Source organism: Bradyrhizobium sp. B025, from assembly GCF_042257955.1.
GTDB classification, from domain to species: domain Bacteria; phylum Pseudomonadota; class Alphaproteobacteria; order Rhizobiales; family Xanthobacteraceae; genus Bradyrhizobium; species Bradyrhizobium diazoefficiens.
In genome coordinates, this window is record NZ_CP170150.1 from 1,984,476 (window position 1) to 2,002,494 (window position 18,019).

Below are 18,019 nucleotides of genomic sequence, written 5' to 3' on the forward strand. Positions count from 1 at the left end.
AAGCGCCGTGCCCGCCATCTTTCCACGTCATGAAAGAATTGGTGGGCACGCTTCGCTTTGCCCACCCTACGACGAAGCCCTCCGCTTCTCCAACTCCCGTCCCGTCTCCAGCATCAGCCGCCGCAGCCAGATCGAGCCGGAATCCATCTGCGCGCGGGTCGGATAGAACATGAACTGCTCGTCGATGCCGGGGTCGAGCGGTGGGGTCACGGTGTCGAGGCCGAGCTGCCTCGACAGCGCCGCGATCAGCCGGCGCGGCACGAAGGCGACAAGGTCGGTGCGGGCGGCGACGTGCAGCGCTTCGAGATAGCCTGACACGACGAGTGCAATGTGCCGCTCGATGCCCTTGGCTCGCAGCCAGGTGTCGATCAGATCCTCACTATTGCCCCGGATGATCACGCCGACATGGCGCGCGGCGAGGAACGTCTCGCGCCGCTTCAGCTTGGCTCCCATGGGATGGCCGCGCCGCACCGCCAGCGCGTCGCTGTCGGTGTAGAGCAGCTGGCGGTGAAAGCCCTTGAAGGCGTTGCCGATCGAGATCACGAGGTCGATGGTGCGGGCGAACTCGGCGTGGAAGATCGCAGGCCCCCGCCACGGCACGACATCGACGCGAACGTTGGGCGCGGCCCGCGTCACTTTCTCCATCAAGGGCGGCATCAACAGCTCGACCGCGAGGTCCGGCATCATCAGGCGGAATTGCCGTTCGCTGCGCGCGGCGTCGAATTCATCCGGCACGAACAGCCCGCGCACCTGATCGAGCGCCTGTGCCAGCGGCGCGCGCAGGGCCTGTGCCCGCGGCGTCAGCTCCATGCGCGCGCCGGTGCGCACCAGCAGCGGGTCGCCGAAGATGTCGCGCAGGCGTTGCAACGCGTGGCTCGTCGCCGGCTGTGACAGGCCGATCCTCATGGCCGCGCGGCTGACATTGGCTTCGCGCAGCAGCGCGTCGAGTGCGGTCAAGAGGTTCAGGTCAAGCGAATTCAAATTCATGAGGCGAATAGATATCATATTGGCTATCGATTTGAAGAATGCTGATCGGCGGACGATGATCTCCCCGACGCCACCACACGGAGATGCCGCCATGAGCGCTGCCGCCAACAAGAAACTGATGCAGGATATTTTCGCCGCCGCCGCCAACCCCGATCCGGGCGCGCGCGACCGCGCCCTGTTCACCGCAAGCCTCGCCGACGATGCCAGATGGGTCGTGACCGGCCAGTATTCCTGGTCGCGCACCTTCACCGGCAAGGAAGCGATCCTTGGCGATCTGCACGGCTATGTGCGCACCCGCCTGCGCGACCGGACGCGCACCGTTGCCCACCGCTTTATCGCCGATGGCGACATCGTCGTGGTCGAAGCCAAGGGCGACAACGTCACGCCGGAAGGCGTGCGCTACGACAACGATTACTGCCTGGTGTTTCGCCTGGAGGGCGGCAGGATCAAGGAGATCCGGGAATATTGCGACTCGGTCCTGACCGAGAAGGCGCTCGGCCCGTTTCCGCAAACACCCGCGAGGGCCGCGAGCTGACCGGATTGATCGACGTCGCGCCGACCGACCGACCCGGTCCGTTACGGCCGTCAATGGTCGTGCGGGCCTGGCGGACGCTGGTGGAGATCATGCGGATCCGGCGGGAGCGGTCCCGGGCCCGGTGCCAGCTCGCTGCCATGACCGAGCGGGAGCTGCAGGACTGCGGGATGACCCGGTCGGAGATTGCGTACGAGCTGCATAAGCCCCGCCGGCGAAGTTAAGATCGGAAGGCGTTGCCTCGCCCCCGCTGGAAGCGGTCGAGAACGCGCTTGGCAAAATGACGCAGGGGCGGCCTGACGAACGTCCGTCGGGACGCTCCATGCAGCGATCTGCATGCGCCTGCGGGCCTTGCGCCAAAACCTTGCGCAACTGCCGATAAAATCAGCAGTTCTGCTGCGATCCTTCGCGCGCACGCGCGAAGGATTAGAAGGTTCAATTAACGAGTGTCCCCCATTGTGTCGCGGTGCAGCGTGGGTCGCCGAGCAACGACTCGCGGCTGCCAGGGTGGCCGGTGACGATCGCCGGACGTTCGGCCGCTCGAATTCACATGCATCTGGGTGGACAGTGGGAATGCCGAAATTTCGTTTGCGGATCAGGGGACGCCTGTACGCAGGCTTCATGGCCTTGGTGGCGGTCGGTCTCGTGATGGCGGTGGTCGCCATCTGGAACTTGCGGGCCGTGCAGGATCAGGTCGCAAAACTCTCGGCTTTCTCGGACAGCACGGCGCGGGTTCTGGAGATCTCGACCCATCTCCAGGCGATCCAGCGGGCCAATCTGCGCTACATCTACGACGCCAGCGAACCTGCGATGAAGGAAGCTTCTGAACGGGAAGCCGCGGCGACCGAGCTGTTGAAGGTCGGAGCGCAGGGGACGGCCTCCGAGGAGCGGCGTAAGCTCTACGAAGATCTCATCACCGACATCGCCAGGATGCGGAGCCTGCGTGACAATCTCGGCGACGCCGTCAACGAGGCGCGAACCGGCAAGGCGACGCTGTTGCCGAGCGGCGACGAACTGACCGTCAAGATGGGCAAGCTGGTCGATACGGCGCGCGCAGCCGTTGACGAAGACACCGCGGCCCTCGTTGCGGACCTCGAATCCAGGCTCCTTCTCGTCCAGATCGCGAACTGGCGTTTCTTGGCCTTGCGCGACACCAAGGGGCCGGCCAACTTCAGGACGAATGTCGACAGGGCCATGCAGCGGCTCACGGCGCTCGAAAAGAGCCCGCAGGCGACGGAATTGCGCGCCACGCTCGCGCCGGTGAAGACCTCGCTCGGAATCTACAAATCCGCGTTCGAGACGACGTCGGCCGCGATGCTCCAGGCCGACGAGATCTATCACAAGAACCTCGCCCCGCTCATCGTCGAGAGCATCGGCAAGCTCAAGGTCGCCGAAACCACCCTGAAGAAGGACTACAAGGATTCGCGTACCACCGCCGAAGCCGTGATCGAGGGCACGACGTCCGTGCAGGCGATCGCGGGCGGCCTCGCCGTTCTGTTCGGGTTGATCGTCGCCTTCCTGATCGCCCGCAGCATCGTCGGTCCCCTGACCTCGATGACGCGCGCGATGGGGCTGCTCGCCGGTGGCAATCTCGAGGTCGAGATTCCCGGCCGCGGCAAGGCCGACGAGATCGGCGACATGGCCAAGGCGATCGAGGTGTTCAAGAACAACATGGTCGACACCGAGCGCATGCGCGCGGAGCAGGTGGAGGTCGAGGCGCGGCAGGCCGAGGGCCGCAAGAAAGACATGGTCCGGCTCGCCGACCAGTTCGAGCAGGCGGTCGGCGAGATCGTCGACACCGTATCATCGGCGTCGAACGAATTGGAGGCCTCGGCCGGCACGTTGACCACGACCGCCTCGCGGGCCCAGGACCTGTCCACGGAGGTGGCCAGCGCCTCACAAGAGGCATCGGCCAACGTACAGGCGGTTGCCTCCGCGACCGAGGAGCTGTCCTCCTCGGTTTCGGAGATCGCCCGCCAGGTGCAGGAATCCGCCCGCATCGCCAGCGAGGCGGTCGGGCAGGCGAGCAGGACCAACGACCGGGTCGGCGAGCTCTCCAAGGCCGCCGCCCGCATCGGCGACGTGGTCGAGCTGATCAGCACCATCGCCGGCCAGACCAATCTGCTGGCGCTGAACGCCACCATCGAGGCGGCGCGCGCGGGCGAGGCCGGCCGCGGCTTTGCCGTGGTTGCCTCCGAGGTCAAGGCGCTGGCCGAGCAGACCGCGAAGGCCACCGGTGAGATCGGCCAGCAGATTTCCAACATCCAGGCCGCTACCGAGCAATCCGTCGGCGCCATCAGGGAGATCAGCGGCACCATCGAGCGGCTGTCGGAAATCTCCTCGACGGTTGCCGCGGCCGTCGAACAGCAGGGCGCGGCGACGCAGGAAATCTCCCGCAACGTCCAGCAGGCGGCTCACGGCACCCAGCGCGTCTCGACCAATATCGGCGACGTGCAGCGCGGCGCCTCCGAGACCGGTTCGGCCTCCTCGCAGGTGCTCTCGGCGGCGCGCTCGCTGTCGGCCGACAGCAACCGGCTGAAGCAGGAAGTCGCGAGGTTCCTGAACTCGGTCCACGCCGCCTGATCGGCGCGGGCGTCTCAAGAGCAAAGGTCCACGCGCATGCGCGTGGACCTGCGCGGCGCGGGTGGATCCTTCAGCTCGATCGCGCGGGCAGCTGCTCGATGCCCGGATAAATTCGTCGATACAATTTTGCTGGGCGTGCGACTCGCACTGCGCCCTGGCGCAAACCGCGTCGGACAGTTTCGATTGCCACATTCCTGTTCAGATGATTGCAGACCTGGCGGTGCCCGCCATCTCCGCGGGCATTCTTTCGTGCGATCCTCCGTAGTCGACGCGTGGCAAATGCAGCATTGAATTAAGAAGTATTCTTCATGGTGTCGCGGTGCAGCGCGAATCTCCGAAAGGTGATTGCGGCTGGGCGGGGGGCCGCTGCGACGTCGGGGAGTCGTTCGGTTGCTCCATCTCTCTTGCTATGGATGGACGGTGCAGATGCCGAGCTTGCGTTTCAGAATCCGGGGGCGTCTCTACGCCGGATTTTCGGTTCTCGTTGTCGTTGGCTTGATCATGGCCGCGGTCGCGATCTGGAATTTGTGGGCGGTCCAGGGCCAGATGGCGCGGCTATCCGCACTCTCGGACAACACGGCCCGCGTCCAGGAAATCTCGATCAACCTCCAGGCGCTGCGGCGCGCCAATCTCCGCTACATCTATGACGCCAACGAGCCGGCCTTCAAGGAGGCTGCGGAGCGGGAGGGGGCGACGGTGGAGCTGCTGAAGGACGCGGCCAAGTCGACGGTCTCCGAGGAGCGGCTCAAGATCTACAATGGCCTGATCGGTGACGTCGAAAAGATGAAGTCCCTGCGCGAGAGCATGGGCACCGCCGTCAACGAGACGGCGAAAGGCAAGGCTGTTCTGCTCGCCGGCGGGGATGAGCTGACCGCCAATACCGGCAAGCTCGTCGACGCCGCGCGTGAAACCGGCGATACCAGCGTGACCGCCCCTGTCGCCGATCTCGAATCCAAGATCCTGCTGGTTCGTGTCGCAAACTGGCGCTTCCTCGCCGTCCGGGACGCAAAGGGGCCGGCGACCTTCAGGACCAATGTCGATCGGGCGCAGCAAGCGCTCAAGTCACTGCAGGAGGCCGGTCTGCCGGACGAGGTCAAGGTCGCGTTCGGACCGATCAAGAGCTCGCTTTCGGCCTACAAGGCGGCGTTCGAGACGACCTCCGCCGCAATCCTCCAGGCCGATGAAATCTACCGCAACAGTATCGCTCCCCTGATCGGCGAAAGCGTCGACAAGCTCAAGATGGCGGAGACCGGATTGAAGGCCGACTACCAGAAGTCGCGCGCGGCCGCCGATGGCGTCATTGCCAATACGACCTGGATCCAGGAAGTCGCCGGCGGCCTTGCGATCCTGTTCGGCAGCCTCGTCGCCTTCCTGATCGCGCGCAGCATCGTCGGACCGCTGACCACGATGACCCGGGCGATGGGAGCCCTCGCCGGTGGCGATCTCAAGGTCGAGATTCCGGGCCGTGGCAATCGCGACGAGATCGGCGATATGGCCAAGGCGATCCAGGTGTTCAAGGAGAGCATGGTCGAGACCGAGCGCCTGCGTCACGAGCAGGTCGAGGTCGAGGCGCGGCAGGCCGAGGGCCGCAAGGCCGACATGAGAAACCTGGCCAATCAGTTCGAACGTGCGGTCGGCGAGATCGTCGACACCGTGTCGTCGGCATCGAACGAGTTGGAGGCCTCGGCCGGCACGTTGACCACGACCGCCTCGCGGGCCCAGGACCTGTCCACGGAAGTCGCCAGCGCCTCACAAGAGGCCTCGGCCAACGTACAGGCGGTTGCGTCCGCGACCGAGGAGCTGTCCTCCTCGGTTTCGGAGATCGCCCGCCAGGTGCAGGAATCCGCCCGCATCGCCAGCGAGGCGGTCGGGCAGGCGAGCAGGACCAACGACCGGGTCGGCGAGCTCTCCAAGGCGGCCGCCCGCATCGGCGACGTGGTCGAGCTGATCAGCACCATCGCGGGCCAGACCAATCTGCTGGCGCTGAACGCCACCATCGAGGCGGCGCGCGCGGGCGAGGCCGGCCGCGGCTTTGCCGTGGTCGCCTCCGAGGTCAAGGCGCTGGCCGAGCAGACCGCGAAAGCGACCGGTGAGATCGGCCAGCAGATTTCCAACATCCAGGCCGCCACCGAGCAATCCGTCGGCGCCATCAGGGAGATCAGCGGCACCATCGAGCGGCTGTCGGAGATTTCCTCGACGGTCGCGGCTGCCGTGGAGCAGCAGGGCGCGGCGACGCAGGAAATCTCCCGCAACGTCCAGCAGGCGGCCCACGGCACCCAGCGCGTTTCCACCAATATCGGCGACGTGCAGCGCGGTGCCTCCGAGACCGGTTCGGCCTCCTCGCAGGTGCTCTCGGCGGCGCGCTCGCTGTCGGCCGACAGCAACCGGCTGAAGCAGGAGGTCGCCAGGTTCCTGAACTCGGTCCACGCCGCCTGATCGGCGCGGGCGCTTCAAAAGCAAAGGTCCACGCGCATGCGCGTGGACCCGGGTTGAAGGCGTGGCGCGATCAGGCGACCTTGGTCATCATGTGCTTGAACATGTTGGCGCGCGCTTCGTCGTCCATCTCGGCCTTGAAGGTGAACTTGTCCTTCAGCCCGATCGCGCGCACAGCCGCAGGGCGCGCCGAGATCTCGTCGACCAGGCGCTTTACGTTCGGATATCGTGCAAAGGCGTCGTCGCCGAGCTTGAACGGCACCATCCGCGCCCAGCCCCACAGCGCCATATCGACGATCGAATAGCTGTCGCCGACCATGTAGCGGTGGTCTTTGAGGTGGCCGTCGAGAATCTTGTAGTGGCGATCGGTCTCGTACTGATAGCGGTTATGGGCGTAGTCGTGGTTCTGGTCCTTCGGCGCGAAATGCTTGAAGTGCACGGCCTGGCCCGAATACGGGCCGACGCCGGTGGCGATGAACATCAGCCATGACAGCGTCTCGCCGCGCAACGACGCGGCGGGCAGGAATTTTCCGGTCTTCTCGGCGAGATAGAGCAGGATGGCGTTCGAGTCGAACACGATCGTGCCGCCGTCGTCGATCGCCGGCACCTTGCCGTTCGGATTGATCTTGAGGAACTCCGGCGTGAACTGCTCGCCCTTGCGGGTGTCGATCTTCACCGGCTCGAAAGGAAGGCCGGACTCTTCGAGATAAAGCGCGATCTTGGTCGGGTTCGGCGAACCGTTGAAATAGAATTTGAGCATCACACATCTCCCCAGTGTTTCTTGCCGAGAGTGAACGCAGCGTCATTGCCGCGGGGCCGGCCTGTCTTGCCTGAAGCTCGTCGGGGAGGGCAACCGGCGAGTTTGCCGGGCGGTACCTGCGCGCCGCGCAGATCAGCCGGCGTAACAAAGGCCGATCGCCGCCGTAATAATCATCCCGGCGCCGACGGCTTCCAGCCGCAGCCCGAGCCGCGCGGCAAGATGCATGTCGGAGGCCCGCGCCGATCGCTCCGATCCCCGCGAATAGCCGTGCACGATGACGTCGTGATTGAAATCGTCGTGTGCTTCGTTGCTGCTGGCGAGCCCGACGCAGACCACGAGCACGCCGAACAGAGCGAGGCCGAAAAATCCCAGCAGCGCGATCAGGAACATCGGAAACATGCCGAGCAGGAAGATCGGCAGCAGCGGCACCAGCAGCAAGGTCTCGGACTGTCGTCGCATGAGAGCCAACCGGTCAGGACGGGGCTGATCGGTCGAATCTAGTCCTGGTTCCGCTGGCTTTCAACCACCGCTGTCACTCCGGGCGCGCCTCTTGGCGCGAGCTATGATGCGCAATTGCGCATCTGAGAGTCCATTGGGCGGCGTGTGCTTGGGTTCGATGGATTCCGGTTCTCGCTTCGCGAGCCCCGGAATGACGGAGGAGAGGGAGGACTACTCCGCAGCCATGCCGGAGCGGATCTCGGCGCGGAGCTCGTCGATCAGCTTGAGACCCTTCTTGGTCTCGACATGCCAGAAGGTCCAGCCGTTGCAGGCCTGCGCGCCCTGCGCCACCGCGCCGATGCGGTGGATCGAGCCGACCTTGTCGCCGAACATGATGGCGCCGTCGGCGCGGACCAGGGCGCCGAGCTTCTTCTTGGCGTCGAACAGCTTCGTGCCGGGCATGATCATGCCGCGCTCGATCAGCTCGGAGAACGCGACCCGCGGCGCCTCGCGCGCGGTCATGAACGGGGCAAGGCTTGCCTCCGGCAGCGGCTCGACCGCGGCGATGCGGGCCTCGGCGGCCTTGGCGTAGGTCTTGTCGCGCTCGAAGCCGATATAGGAGCGGCCGAGACGTTTGGCGACGGCGCCGGTGGTGCCGGTGCCGTTGAAGGGGTCGATCACGAGATCGCCGGGCTTCGATGACGACAGTAGCACGCGCGCGAGCAGGCCTTCCGGCTTCTGCGTCGGATGCACTTTCTTGCCGTCGGCGCCCTTGAGGCGCTCCTCGCCGGTGCAGAGCGGGATCAGCCAGTCGGAACGTGCCTGCACGTCCTCGTTGGCGGCCTTCAGCGCTTCGTAGTTGAAGGTGTAGCCCTTGGCCTTCTCGTCGCGCGCGGCCCAGATCATGGTCTCGTGCGCGTTGGTGAAGCGGCGGCCGCGGAAGTTCGGCATCGGGTTGGTCTTGCGCCAGACGATGTCGTTCAGGAGCCAGAAACCGAGGTCCTGCATGATCGCGCCGACGCGGAAGATATTGTGATAGGAGCCGATCACCCAGATCGTCGCCGACGGCTTCATCGCGCGGCGGGCGGCAAGCAGCCAGGCGCGGGTGAAATCGTCATAGGCGGAGAATGAATCGAACTTGTCCCAGTCGTCGTTGACGGCATCGACATGGGATTCGTCGGGGCGCTTCAGATCGCCCTTGAGCTGGAGATTGTACGGCGGATCTGCGAACACCAGATCGACCGAACCAGCCTGAAGCTTCGACATCTCGGCGACGCAATCACCGAGGATGATGCGATGCGACGAAGACTCAAAATTTGTGCGGGGCGCCCTTGCAGACGCCCCGCGACGCGACTCTACCATGACTCAAGAACTCTGACTCAGGCGACGCTGTCGGCGACGCGGGACCAAACAACCGACTGACCGTTACATTGAAGGGGCAAAGTAAAAATCGACTTAATCCGCCGCTTTCGTGTGCAGGCCTCGCATCGCGCGTCGTGCGTGGTTCGCTGTTCGCATTCGCCGAGTTTTACAGTGTATTTCTCGTTTCTTCGCGCTGCGGGAGCAGCTGGAGCTGCGAAACGACTCCAAATTTCTCTCGGAAAAAATTGCTCAACCCTCGGAAAAAATTGCTGGCATCGGCATGCTGTCGCACTAGGCAATAATTGCCGAGCGGGATATTGATAAAGGCAACGGAAATTTTACGTATGTGGCGCGTTGAGCTTTGTCGCATTTGCGCCCAATTGACGCCATCAAGGACTTAAGGGAAGCCCGCCATGCGCTACGATGATTTCCGCCGCAGCGACGACATCGAGGATCGTCGCGACGAAGGCGGCGGCGGGTTTGGCGGCGGCGGAGGCGGCGGGTTCGGCCTGCCCATGGGCGGCGGCGGGCTCGGCATCGGCACCATCATCGTGCTCGGCCTGATCGGCTACGCCTTCGGCATCGATCCGCGCATCCTGATCGGCGGCGCCGAGATCCTCACCGGCGGCGGCCAGGCGCCGAGCTACCAGACCGATCGCCAGTCGACGTCGGCCAAGCGCGGCGCGCCGACCGACGAGATGGGCAGCATGATCTCCGGCATCCTCGGCGAGATCGACGACCGCTGGAGCGAGATCTTCCAGGCCAGCGGCCAGTCCTACACCGGTCCGAAGATCGTGCTGTTCCGCAACGCCACCAATGGCGGCCGCTGCGGCATGGCGCAGTCGGCGATGGGCCCGTTCTACTGTCCGCCGGATCGCACCATCTTCCTCGACACCGGCTTCTTCCGCGAGGTCGAGACGCGCTTCCGCGGCTGCTCCGGCAAGTCGGCTTGCAATTTCACCACCGCCTACATCATCGCGCATGAAGCCGGCCACCACATCCAGAACCTGCTCGGCATCATTCCGCGCGTGACGCGGCTTCAGCAGCAGGCCGGCAGCAAGGCCGAGGCCAACGCGCTCCAGGTCAAGGTGGAGTTGCAGGCGGACTGTCTGTCCGGCGTCTGGGTCAACCGCGAGGCGAAGAAGCGTCCGAACTTCCTGGAAGCCGGCGACATCGACGCCGCGCTGACCACGGCCAGTGCGATCGGCGACGACACGCTCCAGCGTCAGGCCACCGGACGCGTCGTGCCCGATTCCTTCACCCATGGCTCGGCCGCGCAGCGCAAGCAATGGTTCATGACCGGCTACCAGCAGGGCACGGTCCAGGCCTGCAACACGTTCGGCGGCGGGTCGTAGTACACTGGACTTCGTGCCCCGGACGTAGCGCAGCACGAACTATGATGCCCAATTGCGCATCCGGGAATGCAGGAGTAGTGGCGTCATCCTGATGTGCTCGCCTCTTCGGCGAGCCTCGAAGGATGGCGAGCTCCCGGCCCATCCTTCGAGGTGCGCCCTTGCGGTGCGCTTGCGCCGCAAGAGCGCGCACCTCCCGAGCGAACGCAAATGCGTTCGTCCGGGGATGACGGCGGTGGCCGGGGAAACAGGAGTGAAGTCGTGGCCTCGATCGACGAAGCAAAACAGTTCATCCCGCTCAACATCGCGGTGCTGACCGTCTCCGACACGCGCGCGCTCGCCGACGACAAGTCCGGCCAGACGCTGGCCGACCGCCTCACCGGCGCGGGCCATCATCTTGCCGCGCGCGAGATCGTCACCGACGACGTCGAGGCGATCCGCGCCGTCATCCGCCGCTGGATTGCGGATAGCGGCGTCGACGTCGTCATCACCACCGGCGGCACCGGCTTCACCGGGCGCGACGTCACGCCGGAGGCGATCGAGCCCTTGTTCGAGAAACGCATGGACGGTTTCTCGATCGCATTCCACATGCTGAGCCACGCCAAGATCGGCACCTCGACGATCCAGAGCCGCGCCACCGCGGGCGTTGCCGGGGCAACCTACATCTTCTGCCTGCCCGGCTCTCCCGGCGCCTGCCGCGACGGCTGGGACGGCATTCTCGCCGCTCAGCTCGACTACCGCACGCGCCCCTGCAATTTCGTCGAGATCATGCCGCGCCTCGACGAGCATCTGCGCCGGCCGAAGGCGCAAGGCGCGACGGCGTAGTTGCCGGCGTTGACGCTTTCTTCCCTTCTCCCCCTTGTGGGAGAAGGTGGCGCGAAGCGCCGGATGAGGGGTTCCCTCCGCGGAGACCTGTGTTCGTGGAGACATACCCCTCACCCAACTGAGCCCGGGTCTACCGGCGTCGCTGCCCTCTCCCACAAGGGGCGAGGGCATAGCGATGCGCATCTCGCTCTTTGCGACATTCGTCCTCGACTAGAACTTGCTGGTCAGCGAACTCCACACCATCAGCCACATCTGCCGGCACGCCTCCGCGTGCAGGCGTCGCGCCCGGCGCTTGTAGAGATCGACGAGCTCTCCGGTGATGCGGTGCGCGGATTGGTGCCGCTGGTGCATCAGAGATCGCGCTCCCAGGTTTCGCCGACGAGGTTCTGGCCGAAGCTGCGGTGCGGCTCGGTGGCGACCAGCTTGAGGCCGGCATCCTGATAGATTTTTCGCGCGGCTGTGAGATTGCTCTGCGTCCACAGTGTCATCCGCCGATAGCCGCAGGCCCGTGCGAACGAGACGCATTCGGCGACCAGCCGCTGGCCGAGACCCTGTCCGCGTGCGGCGGGGTCGAGCAGCAGCAGCCGCAGCTTGGCGACGTCGTCGCTGGCCTTCACCAGGAACACCGAGCCGACCGGGCGGCCCTCGATGTCGGCGATCCAGCAGCGCTCGCGCGAGGCATCGTAGGAGGTCATGTATTTGGCGACGATCTCGGCCACCAGCGCCTCGAAGCCGGAATCGAAGCCATATTCGCCGGCATAGAGCGCGCCGTGGCTCTGCACCACCCAGCCCATGTCGCCGGGGCGGGGATCGCGCAGGATCGCGCGCGGCGCCGGCGCGCGTGGCAAAGCGAGCAGCCGCTCGATCGTCTCCATCGCTCCGGTGAGCCGCCTGCGCTCCTCGTCCGGCAGCGGCCGCAGCATCGCGGCGACGTCCTCCTGGGACGAGCGCTCCAGCTTGGCGAAGGCCTGGCGGCCCTTTGCGGTCAGGCTGAGCTGAACCTGCCGGCGGTCGCTGGCAAGCGGCTTGCGCGCGATCAGGCCGCTCTCGTCGAAATTCTGCACGATGCGGCTGAGATAGCCGGCGTCGAGCCCGAGCGCGATGCCGATCTCCTTGGCCGATTGCTCGCCTCCATGGGCGAGCTCGTAGAGCACGCGCGCCTCGCTCAGCGAGAACGGGCTCTTCAGGAGCTGCTGGTCGAGAACGCCGAGCTTTTGGGTGTAGAAGCGGTTGAAAGCGCGGACCGCCTGAACCTGGTCGTCGGCGACCTGTCCGGCCGCAGCGCTTGATGACGACGAGCTTGATGGCAGAGGGCTTGATGGCATGGGTCACCTCAACACTTGCCATTGTCAAACAATTATTTGACTTTGGCAAGTATCAAGAGTGAGTACAAGGTGGCTTCAGCCGACCATGACGATCCGGCTGCGCAGCATGGTCCGGGACGAGCGGCCGAGCCGGCGCAGCAGCCGCGCCTCCGAGCGGCGGGCCTGGGGCGGGTAGCCGCCGATCCGGTCGTAATGGTCACGCGCGATCAAAAGTCCCTGATCGCCGAGCGGGCCGACCAGCTTGCGGGCCACGGCGCGGAGCATGTCGCGGAATCCGGTGTCGGCGTAGGGCGAGCGGGCGTAGCGGAACACCGCCGCGCGGTCCCGGCCGCTGCTCGCGACGGCCTGGATGAATTGGGTGGTCTCCTCGATCCAGCCGGTTTCCAGCACCGCGCCTGCGGGCAGGAACATCAGCCAGGCCGACCGGGCCTGGAGCGCACCGGCGGCCAGCGCCGCGCCCTGCGAGGATCCCTCGAAGCCGATGAAACGGCAGCCGGCGACGTCGGCCACGCGCTCGATGACGCCGTTGCGCGTGCCGTCGACCAGGAGCACTTCCCGGACGATGCCCGCGGCGGCGCCGGGGACCAGCGCGGCCAGAGTTGCGACCGCCGTCTGCTCGACGCCCTCGGTCGGAATGATGACGCTCAGCATGGTTGAGGCTTCGATGTCCGCACTTCGGGAGAAGCGTAACTTGTTATGATGTTGTCATAAACACGCGGCAATGCCGAGTGCAACTTTTCGGCGGGGGCTCCGCCGTTCGATGGTAAACTGCCAGAGCCATCGCATCCAAAGATGTCCCGCGCGGGATGGCAATGTTGCTGAATATTTCGGCGCAGCTTTGTCTTGACCGTATTAACCCGGAGTTTCGTTCCGATATTGCGCGCCACGCAGGCGGATCGCAATCCTACGAGAGGAGGATGCGAGTGGAACGACGCCCCGGAACGGGAAAAGCAGGCAATCCATTGTGCTGAAGAGGGCTTCGTATGACTGCCGATCAACTTGCTGTTAGCGCGCCGTCGACATCTCCCAGGCCGGCCGCCGCGCCGACCTTGCGGATCCGGGCGCTGATGCTGGGCGACCGCATCAATGCTTCGGGCCTCGAGCTCGGCGCGCTGGTGTCGTCGACGCCGGCCGCCTTCCGCGTCCATGCCGGCCTTGCCGTGATCTTCCGCTACGGCGTCGTGGTGCTGATCGGCCTGTTGCCTTCGGAGGAGAAGGTGCTGATCGACAGCCTGAAGCCGCGCGTGATCGGCGAGCTCAGCCCCTATGAGGAAGAGACCGCGCAGGCGCAGCTCTGCAACGACGAGAACGCCGAGGTGATCCAGCCGGGCGGGCCGATCTGCCTCGCCAAATTCTCCGACGACCGGTTGCTTCTGGTTGCCGACGCGCTCGCCAAGAGCACGTCGCTGGCGCGCGACGAACGGCGTGTCGCGGCCGTGTTCGACGTCATCGAGCCGTTCGCGCGCGAGCTCGCCGAGCGCGGCCGCACGCCGCGCCGGCGCAGGGCCATTCTGCAACTGATCGGCAACGCGCTGCTGGTGCAGCAGCGCGTCGCCGGCCGCGTCGCCGTCGCCGAGAAGCCCGACGTGCTCTGGGAGAAGCCCGAGCTCGACCGGCTCTATGCCCGCCTCGAAGACGAGTACGAATTGAAGGAGCGCCTCGACACGCTCGAGCGCAAGCTCACCGCCGTGTCCGAGACGGCCAATGCGCTGACCGACATCATCGACACCGAGCGCTCGTTGCGTCTCGAGATCGCCGTGGTGGTGCTGATCCTGATCGAGGTCGCGATCGGGTGTATCCAGATCTTCGCCGGCATTCACTGAGCCGCGGCGGCGCGTGCCGGCGGATCGAGGTCGCCGGCCTGCAATTGCCATTTCGCGATCTCGGTGAGTTCGGCGTCGGGGCGCGTCTCCACCGTGCGGCAGCGTCCGAGATAGAGTTGTCCCGCATCGCCCTCGATCGTGATCCAGTCGCCCTCCGACAATGTCGCGTCGGCAAGCTGGGCCTGCCGCGCAACAGGATCGATCTTCAGCGCGTGACAGCCGACCACGCAGGGCTTGCCCATCTGCCGCGCCACCAGCGCCGCATGCGAGGTGCGCGCGCCGACCGCCGTGACGATGCCAGCCGCCACCGCGAAGCCCGCGACGTCCGCGGTGCTGGTATCGGGACGCAGCAGGATGACCGGATCGCCCGTGGCCGACAGGCGCTGGGCGCTTTCGGCGTCGAAGACCGCGCGGCCGACGCCGATGCCCCCGGACGCGCCGATGCCGATCGCCGCCGGCTCGCCCGCGCAGACCAGTGCGGTCGCGGCGAGCGAGGCGAGGTCGATCCCGGCGATCCGCTCCAGCGCCTCGTCCTGCGTGATCAGCCCCTCATGCACCAGGTCGATCGCGATCCTGACCGCCGCACGCGGCGTTCGCTTGGCCGCGCGCGTCTGGAGGATCCACAGCCTGCCATCCTCGACGGTGAACTCGACGTCCTGCACGTCGCAAAATTCACGCTCGAGCCGCTTCAGGATATCGCCAAGCTCGGCCTCGGTCCGCGGCAGTGCGCGCACGATCGCATCCTCGGCGTCGGGGGAGCGGCGTCCGGACACGACGTCCTCGCCCTGCGCATCGAGCACGAGATCGATCATCGGGCGCGGTGCGCCGGTCGAAGGATCGCGCGAGAAGGCCACGCCGGCACCCGATGCCAGCCCGCCATTGCCGAACACCATCGCCTGCACCGTGACGGCGGTGCCCTGGAGCCCTTCGAGTTGCTGGAGTTTCCGATAGGTCTTCGCCCGCTCGCTCGTCCAGGACCGGTAGACGGCTTGCGCCGCGGCCTCGAGCTGCGCGACCGCATCCTCGAGCCACCCATCGGCGTGATCCTCGACCAGCGCCTGTTCGTCGCCGGCAAGCCGCTCCAGCGCTTCGCTATCGAGCGCGCGATCGTTCTCGGCACCTTCGGCCTCGACCAGTTCCGAGATGCGGGCCGCGAATGCGGCGGCGTCCAGCCCGAGCACCGTCTCGCCAAAACTCTCCAGGAAGCGCCGCCGGCAGTCCCAGGCGAGCCGCGGCCGGCCGGTCGCACGGATCAGGCCGTGCACGGCATCCGACGTGCAGCCGACATTGAGCACGGTGTCGAGCATGCCCGGCATCGATCGGGCGGCGCCCGAGCGCACCGAGACCAGCAGCGGCAGCCGCCGGTCGCCGAACCGCCTTCCGGTCGCGCTCTCCAGGAAGGCAATTCCTTCCTTGAGCCCGTCGCTCAGATGACGCTCCGCATGCGCGTGCCCTGCGATGATGTCGGCGCAGAGCTTGACCGGCAGCACGAAAGCCGGCGGCACCGGCAGGCCCAGCGCCGCCATCCGGGCGAGGTTGGCGGCCTTGGCGCCGATCTCCTCGGCGGGACGCAATTCGGTCGCCTCGGCGCCGATACGCACGATATGCATGGTGCTTCCCCCTAGGCTGCGAGATCGATCATGATGTGCCGGCGCAACAGATGCCCGAAGCCGGCGAAACGGTCGGTGGCGCGCTCGATGGCGCGGGCAAGCTCGAGCACCGAGAGCGAGGTCGCGACGTCGAAGCCGCCGCCGAAGACCAGCGCGGTCGTCGCACGCTCGTGGCCGTCCGCGGCATGTTCGGTATCGATCAGGCGGCTCACGGCGGACAGCGCATCCTCGGAATCGGCGCGCCGCCCTTCCGGCACGTCGGTGGCCGCGGCGACGCCGCTGGCCGCGACCTCGGTCGCGGTCATCGCCACCGCACAGAGTTCGGCGAGTGCGGCCAGCAGCGACGGATCGGTTCGCTCCGGCATCAGCGAGGCGATGAAGGCCGCCTGCTCCAATTCGTCGACGGCCTCTTCGGCGCGATCGATCAACTGGGCGATCGTTGGCCGGGCGTTGAGCCGGTCGACTTCCTTGCGCGTTTCGAGCGCAATGCGATCGGCCTTCTGTTCGATCGCGCCGCAGCGTACTGCCAGCAGCTTGCGATCGGCCGGCTGGCCGGCCCGAAGCGTCGCAATATGGCGGGAGATCGCCGCAACGAGATCATGGGCAAGCCCGATCTGGCGCAGCACCGCGGCGAGCAGGGTGCCGTCAACGCGCTCCAGATGCCGCACCAGGTCGGCTTCGATCTGGTCGCGGACCGTCCTGACGGAGCGACCTGCGAGCAGCGCCTCGGTGGAGGCGCGCAGTGCCGCCTTCAGAAAATCGATCGCGGCGGCGCGGCCGAGCGCCTGGTCGAGCCGCTCGCCGAAGCCGATGCGCGCGGGGGCGGCGTTGCGCACCGCCGACCCCAACAGCTCGTTGCCGCCGAGCTCGAGAAAGCCGCGATGGCCGATCCGCTGTCGCGCCGCCCATTCCAGGATTCGTGTGGCGTCGTCCTTGGCAACCCAGGTCCGCAGCAGCTTGCGCGCCTTGTTCCAGTCGATCAGGAACACCAGCGCGGCGCCCACGGCCGCGAGGAATTCGTTGCGATCCGCGGCGTGAGCCGGCTGATGCTGGCCGGTGACGAGATAGAATGAATTGTCTTCGCCGAGGCCCGCGGCGGTGTGGCGGTCGAGCCCGCTCCAACTCGCCTCGAACTTGTCGAACAGCGAGATGAAGAATTTTGCCCGCGCCAGATGTACGTCGGTGTAGGTGACAGTGACCGCGTTCTTCTTGACCGCGATCACCACCACATGAACGTCCGTGGTGCCGATGTCGTTCTGGATCAGCAGCCGGCCGCCCGAGCGGGTCGCCATGGTGTCGAGACCGGGGTGGTTGAACTTCAGCCTTCGCGTCTGGTTCAGGCCTTTCATGAAGGCCTCCACCGCGCCGCGATCTTCGCCGTGCAGTCCGAACACATGGGCACCGTCGAGCGTTTCCTCCGAACAGTTCGCTGCAAGCTTGTTCAGCGCCTTGTGCAGATCCATCACCAGCCGATGGAGGCTGTCGCCGGACGCCTCGGCAACTCCGGTCAGGCGCGCAATGCGGGAAAGATCGATTTCATTGGTGGCATCGAGCAGACCCGCGCTTCGGACGGCCGTCAGCCGCGCGTTCGCCTTGTCGCCGTCCGACGGCGCGCCGGCGCTGACGGCGCGGATCATGGCCGCAGCGTCGTCCTGGATCTCCTTCATCAGCTTGGCGAGGTTCGGCGCCGCGAGCCGGGACGGTCCGACCAGATGGGCGCCGCCGATCAGCGTTGCGATCGCGGCTGGTGCAATGCCGGCGGCGTGACTCTCGACCGCAAGCTCGCTGGCGGGACGATCGGGATCTTGCGCATGCCGAGCCGCCGCCTGGAGCGCACTCATCCGCACCTTGATGCGGTCATTCGCGCCAAGCCCTTCCGCCACCAGCGCGGGCAACAGGATGTCGCCCTGTCCGAGTTCTTCGATGATCTGGGTTTTCATGGTCTGTCCGCGCAACGGTTGATGCCGTCCTTATGCCGCGAAGTTGCGA

At 66.1% G+C, this 18,019-nt stretch carries 16 protein-coding genes; 7 read left to right on the forward strand and 9 right to left on the reverse strand.

Translation table 11 applies throughout. From position 1 onward, the window contains the following. Positions 1–66: 66 nt before the first annotated feature. Positions 67–987 carry a LysR family transcriptional regulator gene (locus ACE10W_RS09180; protein WP_304551166.1) on the reverse strand — a complete coding sequence of 307 codons (921 nt, stop codon included), beginning with the start codon at positions 985–987 and terminating at the stop codon, positions 67–69. A 91-nt stretch (positions 988–1,078) separates the two neighbouring features. Here ACE10W_RS09180 and ACE10W_RS09185 point away from each other — a divergent pair, with 91 nt between their 5' ends. The 4 genes from ACE10W_RS09185 (at position 1,079) to ACE10W_RS09200 (ending at position 6,538) form a co-directional block, all read left to right on the forward strand. Further along, positions 1,079–1,522 carry a nuclear transport factor 2 family protein gene (locus ACE10W_RS09185; RefSeq protein ID WP_304551167.1) on the forward strand — a complete coding sequence of 148 codons (444 nt, stop codon included), beginning with the start codon at positions 1,079–1,081 and terminating at the stop codon, positions 1,520–1,522. Between the two features lie 89 nt (positions 1,523–1,611). Then, complete coding sequence (locus ACE10W_RS09190; RefSeq protein WP_249163245.1) at positions 1,612–1,743, forward strand: DUF1127 domain-containing protein; 132 nt, start codon at positions 1,612–1,614, stop codon at positions 1,741–1,743. A 349-nt stretch (positions 1,744–2,092) separates the two neighbouring features. Further along, a complete protein-coding gene (locus tag ACE10W_RS09195) occupies positions 2,093–4,102 on the forward strand; it encodes a methyl-accepting chemotaxis protein (protein ID WP_063921416.1) in 2,010 nt (669 codons plus the stop codon). Between the two features lie 426 nt (positions 4,103–4,528). Next, positions 4,529–6,538: a methyl-accepting chemotaxis protein gene (locus ACE10W_RS09200; RefSeq protein WP_304551168.1), complete on the forward strand. Its 2,010-nt coding sequence runs from the start codon at positions 4,529–4,531 to the stop codon at positions 6,536–6,538. A 70-nt stretch (positions 6,539–6,608) separates the two neighbouring features. On the opposite strand, the gene ACE10W_RS09205 is transcribed toward ACE10W_RS09200, so the two are convergent. The 3 genes from ACE10W_RS09205 to ACE10W_RS09215 all read right to left on the reverse strand — a co-directional run bounded on the left by ACE10W_RS09205 (position 6,609) and on the right by ACE10W_RS09215 (position 9,095). Further along, positions 6,609–7,295: a glutathione S-transferase family protein gene (locus tag ACE10W_RS09205; protein WP_304551169.1), complete on the reverse strand. Its 687-nt coding sequence runs from the start codon at positions 7,293–7,295 to the stop codon at positions 6,609–6,611. Positions 7,296–7,427: 132 nt separating this feature from the next. Next, positions 7,428–7,754: a hypothetical protein gene (locus ACE10W_RS09210; protein ID WP_028175588.1), complete on the reverse strand. Its 327-nt coding sequence runs from the start codon at positions 7,752–7,754 to the stop codon at positions 7,428–7,430. Between the two features lie 210 nt (positions 7,755–7,964). Further along, on the reverse strand, positions 7,965–9,095 hold the full coding sequence (locus ACE10W_RS09215) for a site-specific DNA-methyltransferase (RefSeq protein WP_011085296.1): 1,131 nt from the start codon (positions 9,093–9,095) through the stop codon (positions 7,965–7,967). Between the two features lie 413 nt (positions 9,096–9,508). On the opposite strand from ACE10W_RS09215, the gene ACE10W_RS09220 reads away from it, so the two are divergent. Together ACE10W_RS09220 and moaB are read left to right on the forward strand one after the other, a co-directional pair. Then, positions 9,509–10,450, forward strand: a complete 942-nt coding sequence (locus ACE10W_RS09220; RefSeq protein ID WP_011085297.1) for a neutral zinc metallopeptidase — start codon at positions 9,509–9,511, stop codon at positions 10,448–10,450. A gap of 258 nt (positions 10,451–10,708) precedes the next feature. Beyond that, the gene (gene moaB, locus ACE10W_RS09225) at positions 10,709–11,272 is read left to right on the forward strand and encodes a molybdenum cofactor biosynthesis protein B (RefSeq protein WP_038965931.1); all 564 of its coding nucleotides are present in this window, start codon (positions 10,709–10,711) and stop codon (positions 11,270–11,272) included. A gap of 210 nt (positions 11,273–11,482) precedes the next feature. Here the strand turns inward: moaB and ACE10W_RS09230 are convergent, their stop codons facing one another. The 3 genes from ACE10W_RS09230 to ACE10W_RS09240 form a co-directional block, all read right to left on the reverse strand. Beyond that, positions 11,483–11,623: a hypothetical protein gene (locus ACE10W_RS09230; protein WP_156149833.1), complete on the reverse strand. Its 141-nt coding sequence runs from the start codon at positions 11,621–11,623 to the stop codon at positions 11,483–11,485. Then, positions 11,623–12,597, reverse strand: a complete 975-nt coding sequence (locus ACE10W_RS09235) for a helix-turn-helix domain-containing GNAT family N-acetyltransferase (protein WP_304551173.1) — start codon at positions 12,595–12,597, stop codon at positions 11,623–11,625. The genes ACE10W_RS09230 and ACE10W_RS09235 overlap by 1 nt, the downstream gene beginning before the upstream one ends. A 75-nt stretch (positions 12,598–12,672) precedes the next feature. Continuing rightward, on the reverse strand, positions 12,673–13,248 hold the full coding sequence (locus tag ACE10W_RS09240; protein WP_011085300.1) for a glycosyl transferase: 576 nt from the start codon (positions 13,246–13,248) through the stop codon (positions 12,673–12,675). Between the two features lie 332 nt (positions 13,249–13,580). Here ACE10W_RS09240 and ACE10W_RS09245 point away from each other — a divergent pair, with 332 nt between their 5' ends. Next, positions 13,581–14,420 carry an RMD1 family protein gene (locus ACE10W_RS09245; protein WP_028175591.1) on the forward strand — a complete coding sequence of 280 codons (840 nt, stop codon included), beginning with the start codon at positions 13,581–13,583 and terminating at the stop codon, positions 14,418–14,420. Here the strand turns inward: ACE10W_RS09245 and ACE10W_RS09250 are convergent. Together ACE10W_RS09250 and ACE10W_RS09255 are read right to left on the reverse strand one after the other, a co-directional pair. Continuing rightward, positions 14,414–16,030 (reverse strand): PEP/pyruvate-binding domain-containing protein, encoded by a 1,617-nt coding sequence (locus ACE10W_RS09250; RefSeq protein ID WP_304551178.1) that lies wholly within the window; start codon positions 16,028–16,030, stop codon positions 14,414–14,416. The two genes, ACE10W_RS09245 and ACE10W_RS09250, sit on opposite strands and share 7 nt — an antisense overlap. An 11-nt stretch (positions 16,031–16,041) precedes the next feature. Beyond that, the gene (locus ACE10W_RS09255) at positions 16,042–17,970 is read right to left on the reverse strand and encodes a hypothetical protein (RefSeq protein WP_304551180.1); all 1,929 of its coding nucleotides are present in this window, start codon (positions 17,968–17,970) and stop codon (positions 16,042–16,044) included. Between the last annotated feature and the right edge of the window lie 49 nt (positions 17,971–18,019).